This is a genomic window from Vibrio sp. ER1A, assembly GCF_000733315.1.
In the GTDB taxonomy this organism is placed as follows: Bacteria; Pseudomonadota; Gammaproteobacteria; order Enterobacterales; family Vibrionaceae; genus Vibrio; species Vibrio mediterranei.
Genome location: NZ_JPJA01000084.1, coordinates 160,161 through 184,692 on the forward strand (window position 1 = coordinate 160,161; position 24,532 = coordinate 184,692).

General features: G+C 44.0%; 18 protein-coding genes. 5 read left to right on the forward strand and 13 right to left on the reverse strand.

Translation table 11 applies throughout. The features are described from left to right. Positions 1–7: 7 nt before the first annotated feature. The 5 genes from galT to mglB all read right to left on the reverse strand — a co-directional run bounded on the left by galT (position 8) and on the right by mglB (position 6,068). Positions 8–1,060 (reverse strand): galactose-1-phosphate uridylyltransferase, encoded by a 1,053-nt coding sequence (gene galT, locus HW45_RS05645; protein WP_038225459.1) that lies wholly within the window; start codon positions 1,058–1,060, stop codon positions 8–10. A 52-nt stretch (positions 1,061–1,112) separates the two neighbouring features. After that, the gene (gene galE, locus HW45_RS05650; RefSeq protein WP_006071928.1) at positions 1,113–2,132 is read right to left on the reverse strand and encodes a UDP-glucose 4-epimerase GalE; all 1,020 of its coding nucleotides are present in this window, start codon (positions 2,130–2,132) and stop codon (positions 1,113–1,115) included. A gap of 299 nt (positions 2,133–2,431) precedes the next feature. Further along, positions 2,432–3,439 carry a galactose/methyl galactoside ABC transporter permease MglC gene (mglC, locus tag HW45_RS05655; protein WP_038225460.1) on the reverse strand — a complete coding sequence of 336 codons (1,008 nt, stop codon included), beginning with the start codon at positions 3,437–3,439 and terminating at the stop codon, positions 2,432–2,434. A 10-nt stretch (positions 3,440–3,449) separates the two neighbouring features. Continuing rightward, positions 3,450–4,958, reverse strand: a complete 1,509-nt coding sequence (gene mglA / locus HW45_RS05660; RefSeq protein WP_006071932.1) for a galactose/methyl galactoside ABC transporter ATP-binding protein MglA — start codon at positions 4,956–4,958, stop codon at positions 3,450–3,452. A gap of 135 nt (positions 4,959–5,093) precedes the next feature. After that, the gene (gene mglB, locus HW45_RS05665) at positions 5,094–6,068 is read right to left on the reverse strand and encodes a galactose/glucose ABC transporter substrate-binding protein MglB (RefSeq protein WP_006071934.1); all 975 of its coding nucleotides are present in this window, start codon (positions 6,066–6,068) and stop codon (positions 5,094–5,096) included. 442 nt (positions 6,069–6,510) lie between these two features. Between mglB and HW45_RS05670 the strand changes: the two genes are divergently transcribed. Beyond that, positions 6,511–7,854, forward strand: a complete 1,344-nt coding sequence (locus tag HW45_RS05670) for an MATE family efflux transporter (protein WP_038225461.1) — start codon at positions 6,511–6,513, stop codon at positions 7,852–7,854. A gap of 54 nt (positions 7,855–7,908) precedes the next feature. On the opposite strand, the gene HW45_RS05675 is transcribed toward HW45_RS05670, so the two are convergent. From HW45_RS05675 to HW45_RS05700, 6 genes are all read right to left on the reverse strand, one after another. Further along, positions 7,909–8,994, reverse strand: coding sequence for an ABC transporter ATP-binding protein (locus HW45_RS05675; protein ID WP_006071937.1), 1,086 nt, complete (start codon positions 8,992–8,994; stop codon positions 7,909–7,911). A gap of 80 nt (positions 8,995–9,074) precedes the next feature. Beyond that, the gene (locus HW45_RS05680; RefSeq protein ID WP_038225463.1) at positions 9,075–12,179 is read right to left on the reverse strand and encodes a beta-galactosidase; all 3,105 of its coding nucleotides are present in this window, start codon (positions 12,177–12,179) and stop codon (positions 9,075–9,077) included. Between the two features lie 13 nt (positions 12,180–12,192). Beyond that, entirely contained in the window at positions 12,193–13,008 is an 816-nt protein-coding gene (locus tag HW45_RS05685) for a carbohydrate ABC transporter permease (RefSeq protein ID WP_006071941.1), read from the reverse strand. Beyond that, positions 13,008–13,925: a carbohydrate ABC transporter permease gene (locus tag HW45_RS05690; protein WP_006071943.1), complete on the reverse strand. Its 918-nt coding sequence runs from the start codon at positions 13,923–13,925 to the stop codon at positions 13,008–13,010. The genes HW45_RS05685 and HW45_RS05690 overlap by 1 nt, the downstream gene beginning before the upstream one ends. 72 nt (positions 13,926–13,997) lie before the next feature. Continuing rightward, positions 13,998–15,257 (reverse strand): ABC transporter substrate-binding protein, encoded by a 1,260-nt coding sequence (locus HW45_RS05695; RefSeq protein ID WP_038225465.1) that lies wholly within the window; start codon positions 15,255–15,257, stop codon positions 13,998–14,000. A 254-nt stretch (positions 15,258–15,511) separates the two neighbouring features. After that, positions 15,512–16,456 (reverse strand): LysR family transcriptional regulator, encoded by a 945-nt coding sequence (locus HW45_RS05700; protein ID WP_038225577.1) that lies wholly within the window; start codon positions 16,454–16,456, stop codon positions 15,512–15,514. A 148-nt stretch (positions 16,457–16,604) separates the two neighbouring features. Here HW45_RS05700 and chrA point away from each other — a divergent pair, with 148 nt between their 5' ends. From chrA to HW45_RS05715, 3 genes are all read left to right on the forward strand, one after another. Next, positions 16,605–17,762 carry a chromate efflux transporter gene (gene chrA, locus HW45_RS05705; RefSeq protein WP_038225579.1) on the forward strand — a complete coding sequence of 386 codons (1,158 nt, stop codon included), beginning with the start codon at positions 16,605–16,607 and terminating at the stop codon, positions 17,760–17,762. A 170-nt stretch (positions 17,763–17,932) separates the two neighbouring features. Beyond that, positions 17,933–19,066, forward strand: a complete 1,134-nt coding sequence (locus tag HW45_RS05710; RefSeq protein WP_038225466.1) for an HD domain-containing phosphohydrolase — start codon at positions 17,933–17,935, stop codon at positions 19,064–19,066. A 203-nt stretch (positions 19,067–19,269) separates the two neighbouring features. Beyond that, positions 19,270–20,955 carry an AMP-binding protein gene (locus HW45_RS05715; RefSeq protein ID WP_038225467.1) on the forward strand — a complete coding sequence of 562 codons (1,686 nt, stop codon included), beginning with the start codon at positions 19,270–19,272 and terminating at the stop codon, positions 20,953–20,955. Between the two features lie 41 nt (positions 20,956–20,996). On the opposite strand, the gene HW45_RS05720 is transcribed toward HW45_RS05715, so the two are convergent. Next, positions 20,997–21,212 (reverse strand): DUF1127 domain-containing protein, encoded by a 216-nt coding sequence (locus HW45_RS05720; protein WP_006071961.1) that lies wholly within the window; start codon positions 21,210–21,212, stop codon positions 20,997–20,999. 91 nt (positions 21,213–21,303) lie between these two features. Between HW45_RS05720 and HW45_RS05725 the strand changes: the two genes are divergently transcribed. Next, a complete protein-coding gene (locus HW45_RS05725) occupies positions 21,304–22,245 on the forward strand; it encodes a LysR substrate-binding domain-containing protein (protein WP_006071963.1) in 942 nt (313 codons plus the stop codon). Positions 22,246–22,299: 54 nt separating this feature from the next. On the opposite strand, the gene fusA is transcribed toward HW45_RS05725, so the two are convergent. After that, complete coding sequence (fusA, locus tag HW45_RS05730; RefSeq protein WP_038225468.1) at positions 22,300–24,381, reverse strand: elongation factor G; 2,082 nt, start codon at positions 24,379–24,381, stop codon at positions 22,300–22,302. Positions 24,382–24,532 lie beyond the last annotated feature (151 nt).

Here is a 24,532-nt window from a genome sequence, read left to right on the forward strand (position 1 = left end):
TCTTAAATTATTGTTGTTTGTAATGAACGTCGCTCAATGCTCTTAGACGCTCTGCTGCTTGCTCAGCGGTTAAATCACGCTGCGATTCGGCCAGCATTTCATATCCCACCATAAACTTACGAATGGTTGCAGAGCGCAATAATGGTGGATAGAAAATAGCATGCAGCTGCCAATGCTCTGTGCTCTCACCTTCATCAAAGAATGGCGCGTAGTGCCAACCCATGGAATAAGGGAATGAACACTCAAATAAGTTGTCGTAACGAGACGTCAGCTTCTTAATTGCTACCGCTAAATCGTCTTTTTGTTCTTCACTAAGTTCACTCATGCGACGAATGTGTGTCTTAGGAAGCAACATAGTTTCGAATGGCCACGCCGCCCAGTATGGGACCACTGCAAGCCAGTGCTCTGTTTCTACTACCGTACGGGCACCGTCTTGCATCTCCGCAGTGACATAGTCCACCAGCAGGTTTGAGCCTTGTTGCTGATAGTATTCGCGCATTAAGCGATCTTTTCGTTCAATTTCATTAGGAAGAAAACTGTTCGCCCAAATTTGGCCATGAGGGTGCGGCTGTGAGCAGCCCATTGCTTCACCCTTGTTTTCAAATGCTTGAACCCAAAGGTATTCTTTTCCCAATTCTTCAATTTGCTCATTCCAAGTATCAACGACACAACGAAGCTCTTGGGGGCTAAGCTCAGGAAGCGTTTTACTGTGGTCTGGCGAAAAGCAGATAACGCGACTTAAACCGCGTACGCCTTGGGTTTTAAACAACGGATTGTCTGATTCAGGAGCATCCGGAGAATCTGGCATCAAAGCCGCAAAGTCGTTACCGAACACGTAAGTGCCTTGGTAATCTGGGTTTACATCACCAGAAATGCGCTCGTTGGTCGGACACAAAAAGCATTTCTCATCGTAAGTTGGTAATTGAACGTGAGAGACCTCTTCATTCTGACCACTCCAAGGGCGCTTAGCACGGTGTGGCGATACTAGGATCCATTGGCCTGTGAGAGGGTTATAACGGCGATGTGGGTGATCTACTGGGTTAAATTCAATGCTCGACATAATGCTTACTCAATAGTTAAATTCTAAAAATCAATTGGGATAACAAGGCGGTCTATTCGCTGTCATAACCATTAGGATTGTTTGACTGCCAATGCCATGAATCAGCGGTCATGTCTTGCAATGTACGTGTTGCTTTCCAGTTTAAATCGGCTTCTGCCTTGGCCGTACTTGCCCAGCACTCTGCGATATCACCAGGACGGCGAGGCTGCAAATCATAAGGAATTGGCTTACCACAAGCTTTCGCAAAAGCATCCACCATCTCTAGTACACTGCTGCCTTTGCCTGTGCCAAGGTTATAGATATGCAATCCAGACTTAAGACCAACGGCTTTTAACGCAGCGATGTGACCATCCGCTAAATCCATGACATGAATATAATCGCGAACGCCAGTACCGTCTGGTGTTGGGTAATCATTACCAAACACCGCTAACTTTTCACGGCGACCAACAGCTACTTGAGCAATAAATGGCATCAAGTTGTTCGGAATACCTTTTGGATCCTCGCCCATAGTGCCCGACGGATGTGCGCCAACTGGGTTGAAATAGCGCAGTAAGGTAATACTCCACTCTTCATCCGATGTGAATACATCGCTTAAGCAACGCTCAACCATAAACTTGCTGGTACCATACGGATTAGTCGTATTGCCAACAGGAGATGTTTCAGTGATAGGTACTACTTCTGGATCACCATAGACCGTGGCAGAAGAACTGAAGATAATACTCTTCACGCCTGCTTTTCTCATTGAACGTGCAAGTACTAATGTGCCATTCACATTGTTGTCATAGTACTCGATAGGTTTGGCAACAGACTCACCCACAGCCTTGAGACCAGCAAAATGGATCACCGACTGAATTTCATTTTCTTCAAAAATACGGTCAAGTAGTGCTTCATCGCGAATATCACCTTGATAAAATGTCGGTGCTTGACCCGTTAATGCTTCAATGCGTGATAGCACGGCTTGATTCGCATTACACAAGTTATCGATGATGATAGGCTCGATACCACTTTCCAGCATTTGAACGCAGGTATGACTGCCGATATAGCCCATTCCACCCGTCACTAGTACTTTCACATTACACTCCTACGTTAAACTCTGATTATTGAGCGAGTTGTTACGCGAATACGCTCGTTATTTTCAAACTGAGGAAATTGTAGCAATAGCCAGCAAGATCGATCTGTGATCAAGCGCAAAAAGTGTAAACGTTTACACAAATTTCAATAAAAAACAGCTACCGATAGCATAAAAGTGGATATGAACACCTTTAGTCAAGGACCCTAAACCCATAGACCAAAGTTAAACGATTACACAAATTTAACCAATAGCTGTGAAAAGGAAACAAAAAGGCGCCCGAAATGGACGCCTATTGGAAGTTACTTCTTGTTCGCGTACTTCATTGAGTCAAGTGCGACTGCGAAGATAATGATGGAACCTTTAATGATGTACTGCCAGTACGGGCTTACGCCAATATAAGTCATACCATAGTTGATAACGGTGAAGATAAGAACACCGGTAACGACCCCGGCAATACTACCGACACCACCCGCGAAGGACACACCACCCACCACACAGGCCGCAATAGCATCAAGCTCGTAGAGGAAACCTAAGTTGTTGGTGGCACTACCGATACGGCCTGCTTCTAACATACCGCCGAAAGCGTAGAATACACCAGACAACGCGTACACTTTCAACAGTGTCATTGGTACGTTAACGCCCGATACTTTCGCCGCTTCCGGGTTACCACCCACTGCAAAGATGTTTTTACCAAAGACCGTCTTATTCCATAAAATCCACATAAAGATGATGGCGATAATGGCGTAGAAGGTTATGTAGGAAAACCTAAAATCTCCCATCCTTATAAAGCCTTGCGTGAACACAGAAAAGCGCTCATCGAAGCCAGCAATCGGTGATGCACCTACCGAGTCGTAATAAAGAGAGTTGATACCATAAACGATGATCATCGTACCCAGTGTGGCGATAAATGGTGTTACTTTAAGATAAGCAACGATGATACCGTTCACTAAACCGATGATTGCACCGAGAGCACAAACAACAAGGATAACTGCAACAATTGGCACTTCACCAATACTTGGGAAAACCTTATTTACGTTGTCAACGGATTGCAGTAACGTCGCGGAGACCACCGCTGCTAAACCAACCTGACGGCCCGCAGAAAGGTCAGTACCCTGAGTCACAATCAAGCCAGCCACACCCAGAGCGATAATGACACGCACCGAGGACTGAGTCAGGATGTTACTGAAGTTACGTAAACTTAAGAAAGACGGCTCTTGAATCACGATGACCGCTAACAAGATAAAAAGAACCGCATAAATAGCCCCTTCTTTGAGGTGCTTTAGTGCAAATGTTTTTACTGAGTCCATAATATTTTTCCTAGAGGTAACGAGAGGCCAGCTCTAAAATTTCATTCTGAGTAGTATTCTTCGTCTCGACGACACCAGCAGCACGACCATTACTCATCACAAGAATTCGGTCGGTGATACCCAATAGTTCCGGCATTTCTGAAGAGATAATGATGATGCCTTTGTTCTTCTTCGCTAACTCTAAAATAAGTTGATAGATTTCGAACTTCGCACCAACGTCGATACCACGAGTTGGTTCATCAAGCATGAGAATTTCAGGTTGCGTTAACAACCAACGACCAATGATGACCTTTTGTTGGTTACCACCAGACAGTGATCCAATCGCCGTTTCATGACCCGGCGTCTTCACGCTCATTGAATCAATCACCCATTGAGTGTCACTTTTCATTTTCTTATTGCTTAGTAAACCAGACTTGGTTTTGTATTCCTCAACGTTCGCCACTAAGGAGTTAAAGGTAATATCAAGATTGCCGTAGATACCGGTCGAGCGACGCTCTTCGGTAACCAAAGCAAAACCATTGTTGATCGCCTCATGCGCATCTCGATTTCGCATCTCTTTGCCGTTAAGCAAAATGGTGCCTTCGCTGCGCTCTCGAACACCAAAAATGGTTTCTACGATGTCAGTTCGTTTTGAACCCACCAAACCTGCAACCCCTAGGATTTCGCCGGCTTTAAGTTCAAATGAAACATCTTGAATAGAAGGTTGGTTAAGTGCGGTGAGATTTTTGACCTCAAGAATCGTTTCTTTAGGTACATTACTTTTTTCTGGGAAACGCTGCGTCAGTTCACGACCTACCATCATGGCGATAATAGAGTCCATAGTGAGACCTTCAAGAGGGCGCGTATCGACCCATTGACCATCACGGAGAATGGTGATGTCATCACAAATGGCAAAGATCTCTTCCATTTTGTGTGAGATATAAACAACGCCGCACCCTTTATCTTTCAATTTCTTGATGATAGTAAACAGGTGGTTTACCTCTTTCTCAGTCAGAGAGGAGGTTGGCTCGTCCATGATGACGATTTTTGCATCGTAAGAGAACGCTTTAGCGATTTCCAACATCTGCATTTGTGATACCGATAAGGTATTCACTTTCACTTTAGGATCGATATTGATGTCGAGTTCTTTAAAGATCTCTTTGGTATCATGGTACATTTTGTCGTGATCGACAAAGAGGCCTTTCTTTGGATAGCGGCCAAGCCAAATATTATCCATAACGGTACATTGCAGTACCTGGTTCAATTCTTGGTGAACCATTGAAACCCCAGATTCCAATGCTTCTTTTGATGATTGAAAATCGACATGCTTTCCTAGGAAAACAATATCGCCTTCATCTTTTTCGTATATTCCGAATAGGCATTTTAGTAACGTCGACTTACCCGCCCCATTCTCACCCATTAACGCATGAATAGAGTGTGGTCGAACTTTAAGATTTACCTTGTCTAATGCCTTAACCCCTGGGAAAGACTTACTCACCCCTGTCATTTCTAACAGAAATTCATGCTGTTGATTTTCCATGGCATCACTTATTAATTATCTGGTATTAGGTAGAAATCAGACAAAACAATCCCATACCAATAATTTTAATGATTGGTATCGATATGCTTGGTAGGGATTAAGGGAGAAGTTATCACTTCTCCCTTATTTGCGAGATTATTCTAGAGTTGACTTATCAACGCCAACATAAGGAACACGTACAACTTTGTTGTTCAGTTCCCACTGAGTGCCTTCAGTTGCCGCTTTGCCATTTGCTAGGTTACGAGCCAATTCAAATGTTGCTTTTGCTTGAGAGTCTGCATCGTTAAGTACAGTACCCGCCATTTCACCAGACTTGATAAGCGCTAGTGCTTCCGCTAGAGCATCAACACCGAACACAGGGATATCAGCACCCGCACCTTTCAGAGCTTCTACTGCGCCCATTGCCATACCGTCGTTGTTAGCAATAACCACTTCAATCTTGTTACCGTTAGGGCCTGACAACCATGCGTCCATCTTATCTTTCGCCATCGCTGTATCCCACATGCCTGTATCCATGTGTAGCTCTTCAGTCTTGATGCCGTTGTCATTGATAGTTTTTACAGAGTACGTAGTACGTGCTTCTGCATCTGGGTGACCTGGTTCGCCTTTAAGAAGAACATAAGATAGAACGCCGTCGCCGTTCTTATCCCAAGATGGATTCGCTTTCCATTGCTGAGCAATTAAGTCACCTTGGATGATGCCTGACTCTTTAGAGTCAGTACCTACATAGTAAGCCTTATCATAGCTTGCTAGTGCTTTAGCACTTGGTTCTTTGTTATAGAAAACAATTGGCACGTCATCCATTTTCGCTTTCTGGATGATAGTTGGTGCCGCTGCAGGGTCAACTAGGTTGATAGCAAGCGCTTGAACGCCACGAGCAAGCATTACATCAACTTGGTCATTTTGCATAGACTGGCTGTTCTGAGAATCGTTCATCAGGATGCGAGTATCGCTGTCTTGGCCTGCTTCTTTCTCGATAGCTTGGCGAACTACAGACATGAAGTTATCGTCGTACTTGTAGATAGTAAAACCTACTGTTGTGCTTGCAACTGCTTGAGTTCCGAAGCCCATACCAGCACATAGCGCAGCTAGAAGAGTTAACTTTTTCATTGAACAAGTCCTATTTGTTAATTTTATAGTGTTTGTGTAGGGGATAAAAACGTTATTGTTTGACTAAATTGCATTCAAAGTGAAAACGTTTAACCCAGAGTATAGTGATAAAATGAACAATTAATGTGAGGAAGTTAAAAAAATTTACAAACGTAACAACATCTGTAACGAGTTGTTTAATTTGTTTGAAATGGTTAACACATCATGTAAAAACAAGCTCTCTGAACGTTTCATAGTGTAACATCGAGATCTTGGTCTCCTTTTTTACCGAATTTTGCTGCTGTAATTCTTACGCATTCTCGATCTTCTATGAGAACGTTTACAATAGTTCGAAATATGTCAAACTATCCCCTACCTTTACTAGTGGTATTGCGTTTACTCTATTTGAGAGTACACTTGCCGCCCCTTTAATCAGCTCCTCTATTTAATTAGGCGTAATCGAATGTCTGAAAATGCTTCAGCGCTCAGCAAACGAATGAATATCGTAGCGTTGACTTGGCCAATCTTTATTGAAGTTTTGCTAAGAACCGCACTTAATACCACGGATGTGTTTATGCTCAGTGGGTACTCCGACTTAGCGGTATCCGCTGTTGGTGTTATTACCCAAATTACTTTCTTCTTGATTGTTGTTTCCATGATGGTAAGCAGTGGTACAGGAATACTTATCGCTCAATACAACGGCGCATCCAAATTCAGCGAGTCTGCACAAACTGGTGTTGCCAGTATCCTGTTAGCGGTAGTGGTCGGTGGCGTTCTCAGTCTGTCACTGTTTTTAGGGGCGGAACATTTTATCGCGCTATTTGGTCTTGAAGATCAAGTAGCAGCCTTTGGTTACGAATACCTGATCATCAGCGGCTCCATGACGTTCAATGTCACCATAGGCATAGTACTGACTACAATATTGCGTAGTCATGGTTACTCACGATCCCCTATGGTTATCAACCTCATCGCTGGGGTGATTAATATCGCCGGTAACTATGTAGCGCTGTACCAACCATTTGGGTTGCCAGTCTTTGGCGTTAGTGGCGTTGCGACTGCGACAGTAGTCAGCCAAGTGATCGGTACCTTATTAATGATCTGGGTCGTTCGTAAAAAACGCATTGAGCTGCCATTTAACCAATGGCGCGAGATCCCTAAAGCACTGTACAAAAAGATTATGAAGATCGGTGCCATGAACGCCGGAGAAATTCTCTCTTACAACATGGCGCAAATGACCATCGTATATTTCGTGGTGCAGATGGGAACCTCCTCCCTTGCCGCTTACACTTACGCACAGAACATCACTCGCGTGTCGTTTGCTTTTGCATTAGCTCTTGGGCAAGCCGGACAAATTCAGGCCAGCTACTTTATCGGTAAAGGCTGGATCGATGACATCTTAGGCCGAGTTCAAAAATACTATTTAGTGGGTCTAATCGCATCGACTGGTATTGTTGTACTGCTGTTTCTGTTCCGTTATCCATTGATTGATCTGTTCACACAAGATAGCGAAATTGTTGTTTTAGTGGCACTGCTTATTGGCGGATCAATATTTGTCGAGTCTGGACGCGTATCCAACTTAATATTCATCGCCGCACTCAAAGGTGCTGGCGATATCAAGTTCCCTGTAAAAATGGGGATCTTGAGCATGTGGGGTATTGCGGTTCTGTTTGCCTATCTGCTTGGCATTCATTGGGGCTATGGCGTAATAGGCGCTTGGATTGCTATTGGTATGGATGAGTGGGTTCGCGGTATCGTAATGATTCGACGCTGGCGCTCTAAAGTATGGACACGCTTCGCCTTGACGTAGCGGATAAAAAGTAGCGGATAGAAAAATGGGCTAGCGATTGCTAGCCCATTTTAGTTAGATGTTCGAAATACAAAGTGAATCTAAGAAGATATGGCAATCTTCTACATTGAAACTCAGATCCAACTCATCACCACGAACAACTTCAAAGTCACCTGAAACGTGCACTCGATAGTTATCAAAGCCCGCTACCATACCAAACAGGTATGTGCTGTTCCCCAAGCGCTCTACTGCTTGTGTTGAGAAATGAAGCTTCTGCTCGCCAGAGTTATCCAAAGCAATATGCTCAGGACGCAGACCAAAGCTCACCTTATCGCCTTCTTTTACTTTAGACGTATCCACCTTGACCTTAATAGACTGCTCATCTGGTAATGAAATGGTAATGCTATCATCACCAACACTGGTAACGTGTGCAGGTAGCATGTTCATCTTTGGCGAACCGATAAAACCAGCCACAAACTCGTTAGCTGGACTGTTGTAAAGCTCAAGCGGAGAACCCACTTGCTCTACTTGACCATCACGTAATACGACAATCTTATCAGCTAGGGTCATCGCCTCTACCTGATCGTGGGTAACGTAGATCATCGTGGTATCAAGCTCGCGGTGCAAACTGGCAATTTGCAAGCGCATGTCTACACGCAGTTCGGCATCAAGGTTTGATAGAGGCTCGTCAAACAAGAATACTTTTGGATCACGAACAATCGCACGCCCAATCGCCACACGCTGACGCTGACCACCTGACATATCTTTAGGTTTGCGATCCATTAGATGATCAAGTTGTAGGGCTTTTGCTGCGCGGTCTACTCGCGTTTTGATTTCGTCTTTAGGGAAGCCATTCATCTTCATCCCAAAGCCCATGTTCTCCTCAACCGTTAAATGCGGATATAGCGCGTACGATTGGAATACCATCGCAATTCCACGCTCAGCCGGGTCAACATGGTTCACCACTTTGTTATCAATTTCTAAAACACCATCGGTGATCTCTTCTAGACCAGCAATTAGACGTAGTAGCGTTGATTTACCACAGCCCGATGGACCGACAAAAACAACGAATTCGCCTTTTTTGATATCAAGATCTACACCGTGAATAACGGTTGCATCACCATAGCGCTTCACTACATTGGAAAGTTTAATATCTGCCATGTTCTATCCTTTATTCTTTTTGTTCGCTTGCTAAGCGTCTCCTCAGCAAGCGAAGTTCAATCTCTATGAATGATGAAACGCTATGCGTGCGCCGACATACGCAGCGTCAACTGATAGCGATATTGTTCAGCAAGCAACTTGAATTCTTCATGAACGCTTGGTGTCCATGAGTCATCACCGCCCACGCCCATATGGAAGCCATCAACGCGCACAAACAGTTTTCCGCTGTCTACCAATTCATTGGTATGTTTCGCTGCTTTCATCACATCAGTACTATAGCGACTGACGGAGAGGTGGTGCTCACCAGTAATCGATAACGCGCCAATTTGGCTCTGTTTAACATCACTGCGTAGGCCACAATCAGTTGGGAATATATAGGGCGTATGCATCTCTTCAATAGACGCTTGATAACGTCCCATATGCGCCGCCAGTTTTCTATCGCTGTAGTTTTCAAAAGGACCACGTCCATACCAGCTAACTGAATCGATTGTGTTAGCAAGTGCTAACTCCATACCGACTCGAGGCAGTGATGGCAGACCTTTAGCCGCGTTGACCGTTACATCTACGTTGACTTCACCATCATTGAAGACTTGATAAGTCCATAGTGTTTCAAACACTAACCGCCCTTCAAACGTATGAGCGTAGCGAGATTCTACTTGGTGGTATTTGCCACGAGCAAAGTGGTCAAAGCCAATACACTCGGCCGTCAACGATGGCAGACCTGCCGCATCCCAACGAGCTAGCCATGTTGTTGGATCCACTCGGTCAGCTTCACTGGTGCCGATGTCATTATCCAATGGCGCACGGTAGAAGTTATCTTTTGGAGCTTGCAGTAACGACTCTTGTCCTGCCACTAACCAAGACGTTAGATACCCTGTTGTGCTATCAAACGTAATAGATTGCTCACCCGCGGTCAGCGTCAAAGTATCACCTTTCACTACTGCATCAGGCAAACCAGAATCGTTACTTAGTCGCGGTGCTAGACCAAACTTCGCAGGCAGGGTTATTTGCTCAGCTGACACAAGATGACCAGCTTCAGACCATGTGGTTGCTGAGGTTTTTACAATCTCAACATTAAGATGGTAATCACTACCTAACTTAGTTTCTGGTAATGCTTCAGCTAACTGAATATCAAGATGACCTTCTGGAGAGATAATTAACTCCGTAGAGCCTTGAGCAATGGCAAAACCATCTTCTGTAATAGTCCAGTTTAATACCTCATCGCTTGGCGATGTAAATAGGTACTCACTTTCTACTCGAATCACTACAGGCTCAGTAGAGCGAAGAGTAACTTGATGGAATTGCTGCGCCTTTTTCGCTTCAAACAAAGTAGGATGCACGGTGCGGTCAGGGAAAATGAGACCATTGATACAGAACTGTCGGTCATTGATGTCATCACCAAAATCACCGCCATATGCCCAGTACTGAGTACCGTTTTCGTCGGTCTTAGTCAAACCTTGGTCTACCCAGTCCCAAATAAAGCCGCCTTGTAAGCGTGGATACTCACGGAACACATCCCAGTATTTGTCGAAGCTACCTAAACTGTTCCCCATCGCATGTGCGTATTCGCAAAGGATAAGCGGACGCTCTTCGCCCGGCATTCCAAGCCACTTTTTGATGGCAAGTTTTGGAGTGACCGTTGGATCGATATGATGACGCTGATCGCTGTCCACACGAGCATACATCGGCACGATAATATCGGTTGCTGCCGTATTGGAACCGCCACCTTCATATTGTACCGGACGTGATGGATCGCGAAGTTTAGTCCATTGGTACATTGCATGATGGTTGTTACCAATACCTGACTCATTGCCTAAAGACCAAATGATAATGGATGGGTGGTTTTTATCGCGCTCAACCAAACGAGTCATTCTACGCATATACGCGTTCATCCATGTGACATCATCTGACAGACGACACATTGGGAACTGACCGTGCGTTTCGATGTTGGCCTCATCAACTAGGTATAAGCCGTATTCGTCACATAACTCATACCAAAGTGGATCATTCGGATAGTGTGCGGTGCGCACTGCATTGAAGTTGTATTGTTTCAGCAGTTTGATGTCTTCAATCATGCCTTCACGAGTCATAGTGTGACCCATTTCTGGATGATGTTCGTGACGGTTAACCCCGCGTACCAACAGTGCCTTACCGTTCACCTTCAATTGACCGTCAGTGATCTCAACGCTGCGGAAGCCAACGTTGTATGCTTCACAATCCACCAACTGACCATCTTCGTCATTAAGAGAAACCACTAGACGGTAAAGATTCGGCTCTTCAGCACTCCATTTTTTCGGGTTTTCAATAGCAACCTGATGCTCAGCGACTTCTTGCCACGGACCTTTCTCATCGATGATGCGCTGACCACATAGTGCAGACTTGCGCCCAAAGATGCTATTGCCCAATTCATCAAACAGCTCAATATTGACGCTAAATGGTGAGGCTTTCTCAGTAAGCTTAGTGGTGACGTTTAGCACTGCATCGCGGTAGCACGCATCAAGCTCAGTGTTAACCTGTACATCAGCAATGGCTGTTTTTGGCTTAGTGCGCAGAGTAACGTTACGGAAAATTCCACTCAGCCACCACATATCTTGATCTTCGAGATACGAACCGTCAGACCAACGAAGAACCATCACTGATAATTGGTTTTCACCTTCAACGACAAAGTCAGTCAGGTCGAACTCAGCCGCTAGACGACTGTCTTGAGAATAACCAACCCATACTCCATTACACCAGATATGAAATGCCGAGTTCACACCATCGAAAGTCACGGTTTGGCGCTCATCAGCTTTGATGCTGTCGAGTGTGAATGACACACGATACAACCCTGTTGGGTTATCCTGCGGCACGATTGGTGGGGTATCAGCAAACGGATACTTAACATTGGTATAGATAGGTTTATCAAACCCCTGCAGTTGCCAGTTACTTGGCACTTGAATCGCGTCCCATTGACTGTCGTCAAATGCAGTTTCAACACACGATGCTTCAACCTGCTCCGGTTGAGAGAACAACTTAAATTTCCATTCACCGTTTAGCGAGCGTATATTCTCAGACGGTTGGTTCTCTTTTGCAGCAACTTCACTGTGAAACGCATTAAGCGGCGCATGTGCGTCCAGAACGTTATGATGCGTTACATGCTGGTTTTCCCACTCTCTAGCGGAAATTACTTGATCGAAAGTTCTCATTCTAAACATCTCACTATTTCACAGAGCCAGTCATACCGGCCACAAATTGCTTCTGCATCAAAAAGAATACGGCTAGGGTTGGAATGGTTGCCACCACAGTCCCCACCATAATGATGCCAAAATCAGGAAAGTAGGCTGACGACAAAGAGGACAGCACTAAGTTAATTGTTTTTAGTTCGGCAGATTGCAATACAATCAACGGCCATAAAAAGGCATTCCACGACGTCATAAAGACGATAATAAAGGCAGCCGCGTACGTGGTTTTCATCACGGGCATATAGACAAACAGGTAGATTTTCCAATCTTTCACACCATCAACTCGCGCCGCATCAATTAGCTCTGATGGGAACGCTTTAGTACATTGGCGGAAATAGAACACAATGAATACTGAAGCAATGGTCGGCAGCATCACTGCAAGGTGAGTATCCAACAGACCTGCCTTCGCCATTAGCGTGAACAGTGGAATCATCAGCGCGGCAAATGGAATCATCATTGTCAACAGCATGGCACTGTATACACGATCACGCACCTTGCTCTTGTACACTTCAAAACCATAACCAGCCATAGATGAGATAAGCAGCGTAAACAGCGTACTAATAATGGCGATCTTCGAGGTATTGTAGAAAATAAGCCAAAGGTCAATTTGCTCATTCAATTTAGCTAAGTTGATAAGCAATTGGTCACCAAAAGTGAATTTACCCGTATTAACCTGAGTCGTAGTGTTAGTACTGGATACAATCATCCAATAAAATGGAAATAATGATACTAACGAGAATATTGATAGAAATGCGTACATTAATCCACGCATCGCTTTATTTTTATTATTCATTATTTATCCCTCGCAATTCTAAATTGAAGCATTGCTAGAATAGCGGCAAAGAATACGATGACGTACGATACCGTTGCTGCATAACCAAAGTTTGGAACAAACTTAAATGACAAGTCATAGATATACATAGATAACGTCAAGGTTTCATTCGCAGGACCACCAGCGGTAATATTCACCACCTCATCAAATAACTGCAATGTACCAATGGTCGACATCACCGTAGTAAATAGGATAACCGGCTTGAGTAAGGGAACCGTAATAAAGAAGAACTGTTTAATAGGACTCACACCTTCAATACGCGCAGCTTCATAAATTGACTTATCAATGTTCTGCATTGCAGACAAGAAGAAGATCATGTTATAGCCTGTCCAGCGCCACGTAATCGCAATAATGATGGTTACTTTGGCCCAAAATGGGTCAGCCATCCATGGAATTGGGTCGCTTACAATGCCTGTCCACATAAGGAACGAGTTCACAATGCCTTCATACGCAAACATACTCTTAAATAGAATCGAGTAAGCTACCAAGGAAGTAACACATGGTAGGAAAATCGCTAAGCGGAATAAGCTTCTGAACTTAAGATTTGGTGAGTTTAAACAAGACGATAATGCTAACGAAAGCAAGATCATAATAGGCACTTGAATAATCAAGAAAATAAACGTATTCGAGAGCGCTTTTAAAAATACAGGATCGTTAAATAAACGAGTTACGTTGCCAAAACCAACGAACTCCATAATAACACCACGTCCAGAGTGCATAGCCATCCAAAGTGAATTCACTATTGGATAGATCATAAATAAGGACACTAATATGACGGCAGGTAATACGAAACCCCAGCCATTAATATCATAAAAACGCTGAAAGCTATTTTTATTGTTTTTGGAGTTAGACTTAATCGTCTTGACTAATTCACTCATAATGACACCAACAAAGAGAAGAAAAGGCCCCCACCCTGACTCGCAGCAGAGATGGGGGCAAAGGAAAAACGATTATTGAATTTGATATTTCAGTTGTTGCTCAACACTTTCTAAGACTTTATCGATTGGTGCACCTTGCATGATTGAAGGCATCTGCGCTGCAATTGCAGCATCGACTTCATAGGTGTACATGCCATAGTTAACCGCTGGAATTTCAGCAGCCCATTTGTTGAAGTCTGAGTAAATCTTTTGGTTATTGAAGTAGCTATCTTCATATTGGTAGGCTTGTGTGTTACCAGCAGGTAAGTAAGAACCTACGGCACCTTGCTTCTTAAGAATTTCGTTGTAGAACTCTTTGTCAGAGCCAAAAGTTTGATTTAAGAAGTCGATAGCTGTATCTGCTTCTTTCGATGCACTCAATACATACCAGCTTGAACCACCAAGGTTAGAACTATTCACTGCCCCTTCTACATTCAGGCGTGGTGTTGACGCAACCGCCCATTTACCTTCTTGACCTTCGCCTGCTTTAACTGATGCTGTAATCCAAACACCAGTCGTAATAGAAGCAACAGCGCCGCTATTTACCGAACCAACCCACTCAGACCAGCCAATGGTAGGACGCGCAATTTCTGTAGTATGAAGATCACGGAAAATCTTAATGCCTTCTTCAAGCGCTTTGTTGTTAGCAATGTTTAGGCTACCGTCTTGATTGAAGTACCAACTGCCTGCACCTTGAATCATGACGCGCAGTAGACCAAGGTCAGATGGGTTATTACCTAACATGGAAACGCCGGTCTTCTCTTTCACTTGTTTACCAATTTCAATGAAGCGGTCCCAAGTAATATTTTCCATGTCCTTAGCGCTGAAACCTGCTTTTTCAAGAATATCAGTACGGTAGTAAAGGCCTGATACACCCGTATCAAATGGTAGGCCATATACTTCATCGCCGACGGTCATTACATTCACTTTGTACGGAGCAAACTGAGTATAATCAACGGCATTTGTCATAGGAGCAAATGAACCAGGATATGACTGTAAGTATTTCTGAGCATTGTAATCTTCAATCAATACCACATCAGGCAATGCCGACGTGATTCCAGACGCTAGCATAGTGTGTAGCTTCTGTTCGATATCCGCTTTCGCAAAATCAACGACTTTAATGTTTACATCTTCATGCTTCGCTTCGTATTTCTCAGCGGCTTCTTGCATGATGGCCACATTAAAGTTTGGATCCCATGCCCATACCGTGATGTCTTTCGCGAATGCTGTTTGACTGAAACAAGCTAGACCTACTGCAGAGGCCACTAATCCTTTAACCATTTGCTTCTTCATAACTGTTATTCTCATTTTTTGTAGGGGTTTTTGCTTCCATTTGGAAACGTTTACACAGAGAAACTAGCATTTATTTTTTGTAATTAAAGGGGGAGAGATGGGATTTTTGATCTATTACCGCTAGAAATTGCTTAGGTTGTGGGTCTGATCACTTTCTTAACAGAATTATTAGCAGTTAGCCTCCATATGCAACTAACTGCCAAATTTGGATACGTTAACAATTGTTACAGAGCAAATTTGTGTAATCCTTACCACTAAAGTGTGGTTTCATGCAGCGACGATAAAATGGCTTCATATATGGTGTCTTTTAGCCAATGAATTTTATCATTCATGTGCGACTGCTTTTTCCAAATCATCGAGATATCAAAATCAGCCACGGGAACAGGTGGCGGAGCAGATGTAAGGTTAGTTTGAATCAGGTTAATCTTGGCCATTTTTTCAGGCACGATCGCAAACATCTCACGACCAGTAACTAAACGCCCTATCGTCAGAAAATTTCGCGAAACGGCAGTGACCTCACGCGATAATCCAATCGACTCTAGGTGCTTATCGACTTTACTTGTAAAGTTGCCCTCCGGGCTGACTAAGCAATGTGGCAGAGAGGCGAAGGTCTCAGTATCCAATTCTCCAACCTTCACCAAACTACTGTCATAAATACAGACGTGTTTTTCAGTGTAGAGCTTTTGTGCACTAAACTGCTGCTCTAAATCGGGAATACTACCGATGATGATGTCTAAGTTTTCCTGCTCACTGACTGAACGATAATTGTGTCGATTAACATTGATAAAACTGACTTTAGCGCTTGGGGCTTGTGACACTATGGCGTCATAAATAGTTGGAGCAAAGATAAACTCGGCGTAATCAGTTAATCCTATTTTGCAGATTCCGCGATAATTTTTTGCTAAGAATTGTTCTGTGGGTAACACGTTAAATTGCACCAGATTTAATATCTGTTCTACCGTTGGATACAGCTCTGCAGCTCGCTCTGTCGGTACCATTTGATGACCTTTACGTTCAAAAAGTCGGTCCCCACACAAAGTTCGTAACTTAGATAAACTGTGACTCATTGCTGACTGACTGACAAAGCTCTTCTCTGCCGCTACAGACACACTGCGTGTTTGGTAAAGGTGAAAGAATACGACCAACAAATTTAAATCAATACGTTTCCAATCAATCTTCTCTCGTCCAGTTTCACTCATAGTATCTATCAAATCCATTAATTTGAATCATTATAGATGAATCAGTAGCATCGGCGCTAATCGAAATTGTTATTTTCATAAGATAGGTGCGCAGGTGTCTACGTTAAGCAAAGAAACCACAAACAACTACTCAAACAGCAATGAGTCATTGTTTGCTATATTTAAGATCTTTTTCGCTCTAGGGTGGGTCAGCTTTGGTGGTCCCGCAGCTCATATAGGTTATTTCCGCAATACCTTTGTTGAGAAACTCAATTGGCTAAGCGATGAAGAGTACGCTCAAATTGTCGCTTTAAGCCAATTTCTACCAGGCCCAGGTTCAAGCCAAGTCGGTTTTGCTGTCGGTTATCAACGCGCAGGCATTGGCGGCGGTATCATGGCATTTCTTGGCTTCACACTGCCATCGGTAATCCTTATGCTAGCCCTTGCAGCCTTGAGTAGTCAGCTCACTGAATCCAGTTACTTTCAGAGTGTGGTGCACGGCCTAAAACTCCTCGCTGTGTTAGTCGTCGCTGACGCCACGTGGGGTATGTATAAGAATTTCTGCAAGTCTAAACTCACGGTTTCTATTTGTATCGCTACTGCCATTACACTGCTTTTGTTCCAAAGTATTGCTGCGCAAATTCTGGTTTTAGTTGTAGCTGCTCTTTTAGGCGTTCGATATCTCGCAAACACAGAAACCGTAAATACCTCCAGTAAACTGTCTTTCTCCGTATTGCCATTAGCCAGCTTTGTCGTACTTCTTGTTGCTTTACCATTTATCGGTCAATGGTCGTCATCGGTAGCACTTTTCTCCGATTTCTACCAAGCGGGTAGTTTGGTATTTGGTGGCGGTCACGTGGTTCTTCCTCTGCTACAAAATATTGTGGGTGATCAATTAACGCAAGACGCGTTCTTAACCGGTTATGCCGCAGCACAGGCAGTGCCAGGACCAATGTTCACTTTCGCTACTTACATCGGTTATGAGCTAATGCCTTCGGCACCAGTATGGGGCGCAATTGTTGCAACACTTGGTGTCTTTGTTCCTGGCTTTTTACTCCTTGTCGGCGTGTTAAAAAACTGGCAGCAGCTCGCTAAAATACCGACGGTTTCTGGTGCATTGGTGGGTGTAAATGCCGCTGTAGTTGGTTTGTTGTTGTCTGCCCTCTACCAACCAGTCTTTGTTAGCGCGGTCTATGGTGCAATGGATCTTGCTTGGGTGTTTTTAGGTGCACTCCTTATGAAGCAGTTTAAACTGCCTATCGTTTGGATGGTGGTGTTCTTTGCTTTTGCAGGGTTACTATCACCAGCCGTGGTAAGTTTAATCTAAATCAATTATCACTCTGATTTTAGGTAATATTTCTCGTCAGAGTTCCGGCTTAGTCATACACTAATTATTGAGGGGAATTCCCCTCATTGCAGTTTCAATTCAATAAAAGGGTTTTATATCGACAAGCAGTGATTAGGTGCTAAAACGCCTACACAAATAGGGGGTGAGTTATGAGAAAGGACTGCTCTATTGGGAGCCATCATCGGAGTTCGAGCCGAGGCTCTATCCATGATGAATTAAAACGTGCCCATCATGCCATTAGCCTTCATGCTCCCGAGATCGTTAGAATCTCTGTCGCGCTCTTTGATTCTCAGCATGCTAGGTTGAGTACATTTGCACATAGTACATTACAAGGAGAGCCCCTGCTTCGATACAGTGCTCCTATTAGCGCTAACTCCGCGCTTGGGCAACTGGCCTGCAAGCATAAACATCGCGTCATTAATGACCTTTCATTAGCCATTAGCAATTCATCGCAACACTCACGTTGGTTGTTACAGCAGCCTTATGCGGCCTCATTAACCTTACCCGTCCTCAACGATGGTCACTTTACTGGTTTACTATTTTTAGATGCAAATCAACCTCAGTTTTTCGACAATACTACGGTTGAACAATTAACCTCTTGTACCAATGAGCTCGCTAAAGCGGTCAACGAACAGCGCAGCTACGTCAATGCCATGGCTGATATGGGCTATACCGTTCGTAGTACCAATTTCGAACACCTAGATGAAAGCCTCGATCATGCTTACCGAGTCGGTCAGTACGCAAGACTCATTGCGCTGCAAGTGGCTGAGCTGTATCAACTCGATGATGAAACCATCGACTATATAGTGCACTTTGCGGAGTTACACGACTTAGGCAAATACTCTTCATTGAGTTCGACACAGAGTTCTCCATGGCAAGAAATGTGGCATAGCAACATCGTGATGCAAGGACAAATTCAGCAAGGGCTTAACTTAGTAAACCAGCTAGCAAAACAGATTCACAACCGACAGCCAACCAGCATGAAACTGTTAACAGATATCATCCAATATCATCATGAATATTTAGATGGATCAGGCGCGCCAAACGGACTAAGTCATACAGAAATTCCTATTGCCGCTCGTATTGTTACCGTTGCTAACATTTTTGATGCCCTGACCAGTCACCGTCATTACAGTGAATCTTGGTCTTTGATCCATGCATTATTGGAACTGGAAAAGATGGTCGCACTCGGCAAGATCGATAGCAACTGCGTGCACGCATTGCGCTGCCAGCAAGACGCAATCAAGCTTGTGATGTATTCCACCCACATTCCTTGGCATTAAAATCTAATTGGACAATCCAAACCTCATATTCCACTTAACGCACATTATTGGAGCTTTTGCTCCAATAATGTGCTTGAGCCCACAATAATCCGTCATTAGCATCTTGCGGTACTTACCCATTGTGACTAGTATTGTAATGTTAACAACACATTAACATTACAATAACTATAAATTATCGTTCTACACGAAAACGGAGTTCAGGAATGATACTGCCTAATGAAAGCACTCTCTCAAGTTGTACCCTACCGCCGCCCAACGAGATGATCCTAAAGTGGGCGCAAGAAAGACCGAATGAAGTTTACTTAAAACAAATTATCAATCGTGAGTTCGTCGAATTTACTTATGCTGATGTAGCAGATAAAGCATTACGTCTTGTTTCTGCTCTTCGTAGTCTTGGCATACAGCCAGGCGAAAAGGTCGCGCTCATTTCCAAAAACTGCGCAGAGTGGTTTATTTGCGACTTGGCGATGATGCTTGGCGACTACATCAGTGTACCAATTTTCCCAACCGCTGGTGCCGATACCATCGAATACTGTCTAACGCACAGTGAAAGTAAGGTATTGATTGCAGGTAAACTTGATGATGCTAAAGCCACCACCTCTGTCATTGAATCTCTTGGTGACCTAATCACGATTTCTCTACCTTACGATACCGCGCCAGATTGCCAGCACACGTTTAATCAATTGATCGCTGATAACAAACCAAGTGAAGAGCGCCCTGTTCATTACGACGACAAACTAATGTCGTTGGTTTATACCTCCGGTACCTCGGGGCTACCAAAGGGTGCCATGTTGACTTATGGCGCATTTAGCTGGTCGGTACAAAGACTTATCGACCATATTGGCATTGAACCCAACGATCGTCTGTTCTCTTATTTACCGCTAGCTCATATTACTGAGCGAGTGTACATCTTTGGTTCATCAGTAGTAGGAGGCGTGCAGACTGCATTCCCAGAGTCACTAGACACCTTTATCGAAGATGTGAAGATGCAGCGTCCAACACTGTTTATTTCAGTGCCGCGACTATGGACTCTGTTCCAGCAGCGTATTCAAGATAAGCTGCCACAGAAGAAACTCAACATTCTACTTAAGATACCGTTTGTCAATTCATTGATTAAGAAGAAGTTGGCAGACGGCTTAGGACTTGACCAAGCACGAGTACTTGGTTGTGGTTCCGCTCCAGTGCCTCCTGCTCTATTAGATTGGTATCACAGCGTCGGGCTGAATATTACTGAAGCCTGGGGCATGACCGAATCTTTCGCTTACAGTACCATTAACTACCCATTTAGGGCCGACAAAATAGGTACTGTTGGTAACGCAGGCCCAGGTATTGAGCTTAAGATTGCTGAGGATGATGAAATCATGGTTCGAGGACAAGGTCTCTTCTCGGGCTACTACAAAAATGACATTGCGACTCAAGAAGCATTTGATAGCGAAGGATGGTTACATACTGGCGATATCGGCGCTATTGATGGCGAAGGTTATCTAACCATTCAGGGTCGTAAGAAAGACACCTTCAAAACGGCTAAAGGTAAGTTTGTCGCACCTGTACCTATTGAGAAAAAGCTGGCGGAATACAGCCGTGTCGAAATGATGTGTTTAATCGGTTTAGGCTTACCAGCTCCAATCTTACTCGTTGTGCCTCACGACTTCCCTAACTTTGACAAAGCACGCTACGCACGTACCGCTGAGCGTGTCGTTAAGCGCATGAATCAAGAACTTGAGTCTCATGAGCAAATCAAAGGTGTATTAATGGTTAAGGAACCATGGAGTATTGAGAACGGGTTACTGACACCAACACTGAAAATCAAACGCCATTTGCTTGAACAGAAGTATCATGAAGTCGGCCATAGCTGGCCTAAAGATAAGCTGGTCGTTTGGGAAGAGTAACACCCATGCATACTAGATAAAGGCGACGTTAGTCGCCTTTTTTATTTGTATTGCCAAAATGGTCTTCGACTTTCTCGATTGGCCTGTTCTCTAGTCACTCCAATGTCTTCTAACAAATGATCTGGCATTTCCGATAACACTTTTCTAGTACGTTGATTCTGACGCCATTGCCTGACGTAAGTTAAGATTAACTTAGTCAACGAACCTTTCACCGCTCTATCTTGTACATATTGATCGGAGTTGATTGTTTTATCCATTGCCTATCCCCCTATGTTTTGTATAATTTTTATGCAAAACATCAATATGTGACAAACGATCTATTTTGACTTTGAGTTAAGGAAAACTTAAGTGAAAGAAAAACTGCCTCCCCTTCAAGGACTTTACTATTTCTATAAAGCGGCTGAACTAGGCAGCTTTAAGGTGGCCGCCAATCGTCTGTTTGTTTCAGCGGCTGCGGTAAGTCAACAAATTCGACAGTTGGAAGAGAGCCTAGGTTGTCATTTGTTTTATCGGCAGCACAGGAAAGTGTTATTAACGCCAGAGGGCCAACAACTATATAGAGAACTTGCTAAGGGCTTTGAACATATATTCACCGGAGTTCAGAGTGTCAACCAAGATCCTAACCCCAATCGTTTGTCCATCTCGACATTGCCATCATTTGCTCAGCACTGGTTGGTGCCGAGAATACAAAGCTTTCGTCAGCAAAACCCTGATATTGCGCTTTTGATCGAGCCTAATAACCAATTGGTCTCTTTTCAGGATCAATCCGTTGATATTTGTCTACGTTATGGTGAAGGTATCTATGAGGGCGTGCAAAGCCACTTACTCATGGAAGATATTATCTACCCTGTGTGCCACCCGCTGTACCAACAGCAACACCAGATTTATGATGTTCAAGATTTGCATCGAGCCGACCTGATTGAAGATACTTGGCCGGATATGGATTGGAACTTGTGGCTACAACATGTCGGTGCACCTGTAGGCAATCGAACGCTACAATATAACGGCTCGCACTTCGTTGTCGAAGGCGCACTGTCTGTTCAAGGCGTTGGGCTTATCAAACACAGCCTAGCCTATCGCTATATCAAAGAAGGAACCCTAGTGCGAATCGGCAATTACGCACTCAAGCCTAAGTTTGCCTATTACCTGTGTGCTCCAGAGCATTACTTCAATCGACCTAAACTCAAAATCTTTATTCAATGGCTACAGCAAGAAGTCGCCGACTTTAAGCAGTGCGATATGTCTCATTTAGATATTATCGACACCGATTACGTACTCAGGCCGCTATAAAGGCAATAAAAAACCCGCCATAAGGCGGGTTTTTTATTCAAAGGAAAAGACGAATTACTTCTTCTCTTCTTTCGCTTTAGCAATAACTTCTTCAGCAACGTTTGCTGGACATGCATTGTAGTGTGAGAACTCCATAGAGAACTGACCACGACCAGAAGTGATTGTACGTAGGTGACCGATGTAGCCGAACATCTCAGATAGAGGTACGTCAGCTTTAATACGAACACCAGTAGCACCAGCTTGTTGGTCTTTGATCATGCCACGACGACGGTTAAGGTCACCGATTACATCACCAACGTTATCTTCTGGAGAGAATACGTCAACGTGCATGATTGGCTCTAGAAGTTGAGCACCAGCTTTTGGCATAGATTGACGGAATGCACCTTTCGCTGCGATTTCGAATGCGATTGCAGACGAGTCAACTGCGTGGAAGCCACCGTCGAATAGTTCAACTTCAACGTCTAGCGTTGGGAAGCCAGCAAGAACACCGTTTTCCATCATAGATGCAAAACCTTTCTCAACTGCAGGCCAGAATTCTTTAGGTACGTTACCACCAACAACTGTTGAAGAGAACGTGAAGCCAGAGTTTGGCTCACCTGGTTTGATACGGTAGTCAATCTTACCGAACTGACCTGAACCACCAGACTGTTTCTTGTGCGTGTAGCTATCTTCAACTGCTTGAGTGATAGTTTCACGGTAAGCAACCTGTGGTTGACCTACTTCAAGCTCAACACCGTAAGTACGCTTAAGGATGTCTACTTTGATGTCTAGGTGAAGTTCACCCATACCTTTCAGGATAGTTTCACCTGAATCTTCGTCAGTCTCAACCTGGAACGATGGATCTTCTGCAACCATCTTACCGATCGCGATACCCATTTTCTCTGTAGAACCTTTGTCCTTAGGAGAAACAGCAATAGAGATTACTGGTTCAGGGAAGATCATTGGCTCAAGAGTACACTCGTGCTTAGGATCACATAAAGTGTGACCAGTCTGAACGTTCTTCATACCAACAACAGCGATGATGTCACCAGCTTGCGCAGTAGTTAGTTCGTTACGCTCGTCTGCTTGCATCTCAACCATACGGCCGATACGCTCAGTTTTACCAGTTGCAGAGTTAAGGATTGTGTCACCCTTGTTCATTACACCTGAGTAGATACGGATAAACGTTAGAGCACCGAAACGGTCGTCCATGATCTTAAATGCTAGAGCACGTAGTGGCTCATCAGCAGATACAGTTGCAACTTCGCCAGTTGGTTCACCAGTTTCTGGATCAGTTAGAGGCTGAGGTTCTACTTCAGTTGGAGCTGGTAGGTAGTCAACAACCGCGTCAAGAACTAGCTGAACACCCTTGTTCTTAAATGCAGAACCACAGAATGTTGGGAAGAATGCTAGGTCACGAGTACCTTTACGGATACAACGCTTGATGTCTTCGATTGAAGGCTCTTCACCTTCCATGTACGCTTCCATTAGGTCATCGTCTTGCTCAACAGCAGTTTCGATAAGCTCTTCACGGTAAGCTTCAACGTCGTCAACCATGTCAGCTGGAACGTCTTTAACTTCGTAGTTTTCTGGAAGACCAGAGTCATCCCATACGTATGCTTTACGGCTTAGTAGGTCTACAACACCAACGAAGTCGTCTTCACGACCGATTGGAAGAACCATTATTAGTGGGTTTGCAGCAAGAACGTTCTTAACTTGATCAACTACGTTGAAGAAGTCTGCACCCATACGGTCAAGTTTGTTAACGAAGATGATACGAGATACTTCTGATTCGTTCGCATAGCGCCAGTTAGTTTCTGACTGAGGCTCAACACCACCAGAACCACAGAATACACCGATACCACCATCTAGTACTTTCAGAGAACGATATACTTCAACTGTAAAGTCAACGTGTCCAGGAGTATCGATAACGTTTAGACGGTGATCGTTCCAGAAACAGCTAACTGCCGCTGATTGGATAGTAATACCACGCTCAGCTTCCTGCTCCATGAAGTCAGTAGTTGATTCACCATCATGAACTTCACCAGTCTTATGGATTTGGCCAGTCAGTTTTAGGATACGCTCAGTTGTTGTGGTTTTACCCGCATCAACGTGCGCGAAAATACCAATATTTCTGTATTTTGATAAATCAGTCATCGTTTTACTCTGTTAATAGGATATAAAATGCGCGCAGAGTATATCACAATCTGTCAAGACGGATAGCTTTGCGTGCATTCGTATTAAAAAAAAGTTATGCCTTCGCGGCGTATTAAGGTGCCAAATAGAGCAAAACTGCCTCTAAACGCTT